Annotated in this window: 4 protein-coding genes; all 4 read right to left on the bottom strand. The window is 65.3% G+C overall.

What is annotated here, in order from left to right:
* Positions 1-883, bottom strand: an 883-nt coding sequence (gene xseA, locus HMPREF1546_RS15620) for an exodeoxyribonuclease VII large subunit (RefSeq protein WP_021752111.1), incomplete at its 3' end; no start/stop codon positions are given.
* 86 nt (positions 884-969) lie between these two features.
* Positions 970-1,419 (bottom strand): transcription antitermination factor NusB, encoded by a 450-nt coding sequence (nusB, locus tag HMPREF1546_RS15615; protein ID WP_021749005.1) that lies wholly within the window; start codon positions 1,417-1,419, stop codon positions 970-972.
* 42 nt (positions 1,420-1,461) lie between these two features.
* Positions 1,462-1,839, bottom strand: coding sequence for an Asp23/Gls24 family envelope stress response protein (locus tag HMPREF1546_RS15610; RefSeq protein ID WP_021749006.1), 378 nt, complete (start codon positions 1,837-1,839; stop codon positions 1,462-1,464).
* A 113-nt stretch (positions 1,840-1,952) separates the two neighbouring features.
* Positions 1,953-2,285 (bottom strand): SpoIIIAH-like family protein (locus tag HMPREF1546_RS19735; RefSeq protein WP_021752110.1); only part of this gene is annotated, 333 nt, incomplete at its 5' end.

Genomic DNA, 2,285 nt, shown 5'->3' with positions numbered 1-2,285 from the left:
TGAGCCGCTGCCGGGCGGCCTCCAGCCGCGCCGTCTCGCTTCTCGCCATCCGCTCCCCTGCGCCCCGGAGCCACCGCAGCAGCTCCACCTGGTCCGGCACGGCGATCTCCGCCGCGTTGGAGGGGGTGGACGCCCGCGCATCCGCCACAAAGTCGGCGATGGTCACGTCCGGCTCGTGGCCCACGGCGGAGATGATGGGCGTCTCACAGTCGTAGATGGCCCGGGCCACCCGCTCGTCGTTGAAGGCCCACAGGTCCTCCATGGACCCGCCGCCCCGGCCGGTGATGATGACGTCCCCGATCTTCCACCTGTCCGCGTACCGGATGGCCCCCACGATCTCCGGCGGGGCCTCGGCCCCCTGGACCCGCACCGGCAGCAGGATCACCCTGGCGATGGGATACCGGCGGCGGAGGATGCGGATCATGTCGTGGACCGCCGCCCCGGCGCCGGAGGTGACGATGGCGATTTTCTCCGGATAGGGCGGCAGGGGCTTTTTGTGGGCGGGGTCAAACAGGCCCTCCTTCCACAGCTTTTCTTTTAACTGCTGGAAGGCCACCGCCAGGTCCCCCACCCCCTCCGGGATCAGGGAGTCGCAGTAGAGCTGATAGGCCCCGTCCCGGGGGAACACGGTGATGCGGCCGGAGGCCACGGCCTTCATGCCGTTCTCCGGCCGGAACCGGAGGCGGGAGGCCTGTCCCCGGAACATGACGCACCGGAGGGCCCCCTCCTGATCTTTCAGGGTGAAATAGTGGTGGCCGGAGGGGTAGATCTTGTAGTTGGACAACTCTCCCCGGACGGCGACGCCCTGTAAAGCCGGGGCACTGTCCAGCAGGCCCTTCACCAGCTGATTCACCTCTGTGACACCATAGATATGTGGTTCCATACGCGTTTGCTCCTTGGTCCCTGCGGGCAGAAAACGAGGAGCCGGACGGCGGCGTCACGCCCCCGTCCCGCTCCGCAGGACTGCCCTTATTCCGCTGTCTCCCGGCGCACGAAGGTGCCCAGGATGCCGTTGATGAACTTCACCGTCTCCGGCGTCTCATACTTCTTGGCGATCTCCACCGCCTCGTTGATGGAGGCGCCGTGGGGGATGTCCGGCATGTACAAAATCTCATACATGGCCACCCGCATGATGGCGGAGGCCACCAGGGGGATCCGGGCAAAATTCCACCCCTTGGCGTATTTGGCGATATACCCGTCCAGCTCCGGAGCGTGGTCGGCCACGCCCCGCACCAGGCGGCGGATGTAGTCCGCCTGCTTGGCGTTGGGCGTCTCCTGATACAGCGGGTCCTCCTCCGCCAGGGCGGCGAAGGACTCCGGTGTCAGGCGCTCGTCCAGCAGCTCCTCCACCGGCTTGTCGGTGAAGCTCAGCTCGTAGGACAGATGAATGGCGATCTCTCGCGCGGTGTTCCGTACCATAACCTCAACTACGTCCTTTTCTCTCTCATTCCCATCCGGGACTCAGGCCAGCGTCACGCCGCCCACGTGGATGTTGACCGCCTCCACAGAGCAGCCGGTCATGGCCTCCACCGCGCCGATGACGGCCTTTTGGGCATTTTCCGCCACCGTGGGGATGGGGTGGCCGTACTCCACCGTCAGATAGATGTCCAGCACCAGGGCGGCGCCGGTCATGTCGATCTTCACACCCTTGGCGCCCTTCTGGGCGTTCTTCTTGTTGTGGACCAGGTCCGTGACGCTGCCGCCCATGGCAGTCACCATGCCGGACACGCCCTCCACATCCCGGACGGCGCCCACGGCGATGGCGGCAATCACTTCCTCGGAAATGTTGATGCTCCCGTTCTCCTCCGGCAGCGTCATATACTCTTTGCTCTCGCCCATCGTAAGCCTCTCCTCACTGTTTGATCCTTGGTAGAGACGGGGGTCGCCCGCCGCGTCCCAGAAGAATGGTTCCAGGGTGTTATTTTACCATGTTTCCCGGGAAAATACAACAGCTAATTTGAGGCCATGATCTTGATGCCGCTGGCTGGGTATCCGGTCTCCGTCATGGCGATGTCGGTGATCTTGGCCACGTCCTCGGCCGTCAGCTCGCCGGTGCCGGTGTCCACCACCACGCTGATGCTGTCCTCCCCCATGAAGGCCACGCAGTCGGTATAGCCCTTGGCGGTCACCAGGTTTTCGATCTGGGCCTCCTTCATGGTGTAGCCCGCCAGCACCTGGATGCCCTCCGACGCCTCGTTGGCCACCGCCGCGTCGGCCCCGGACTGGTCCGCCGCCTCCTGCAGCAGGGAGATGGCGTTGTCCCTGGCCTGCTGGCGGGGCAGCCG

It is taken from the genome of Oscillibacter sp. KLE 1745 (assembly GCF_000469445.2).
Taxonomy (GTDB): Bacteria; Bacillota; Clostridia; order Oscillospirales; family Oscillospiraceae; genus Oscillibacter; species Oscillibacter welbionis.
This window is presented reverse-complemented; position numbering and strand designations above follow the sequence as displayed.